Genomic DNA, 546 nt, shown 5'->3' with positions numbered 1-546 from the left:
ACTTGAATGTTGACGCCATATCGACGGTGCTTGCCGGAATAAAGATCTTTGCGGTGCCGCCAGTTGAACACCACGACCAGCGACCCGTCCACCAGGCAGACCTTGCCCTCAACCAGGCCGCAGAGACTGTCCGTGTCGGCGCAACCCAGCTCGTCGGCGAGGAAGACGACGATCTCCTGGACGTAGTTCCAGGCGGTCTGGCGCGCTACACCGAAGTCCTCACCCAGCTCCTCATAGGTGTTGTTACGACGAAGCCGAATCAAGGTCATGCGCAGCGCCTCGTAGAGCGACAGCAACCGAGGGCGACCCACACCCATGTCCCAGTCCGGGAACTTCTGCTCAGCCAGCTCCATCACCACAGCACCCGCACGCACACTCAACCCAGGCAGACGGTACACTCGACGAACCCTTCTCGTGTTGCGTGAGACTCTCGTAAAGCCCATGCTTCACGAGAAGGGCCCATTTCTCCAAGCTGACATGCCAAACCCATCAAAAATAGTTCTCAATGCACAGTTGAAAATCGACGGACTTCGCTGCGATCAACAA

At 57.7% G+C, this 546-nt stretch carries 1 protein-coding gene; it reads right to left on the bottom strand.

Translation table 11 applies throughout. From position 1 onward, the window contains the following. Positions 1-398: transposase family protein (locus U9979_RS01130; protein WP_322777897.1), on the bottom strand; the 398-nt coding region annotated here is incomplete at its 3' end. Positions 399-546 lie beyond the last annotated feature (148 nt).

Source organism: Protofrankia sp. Cas4 (genome assembly GCF_963555915.1).
Lineage (GTDB): Bacteria > Actinomycetota > Actinomycetes > Frankiales > Frankiaceae > Protofrankia.
Note: the sequence above shows the minus strand (reverse complement) of the source record. Positions and strands in the feature narration are given on the sequence as shown.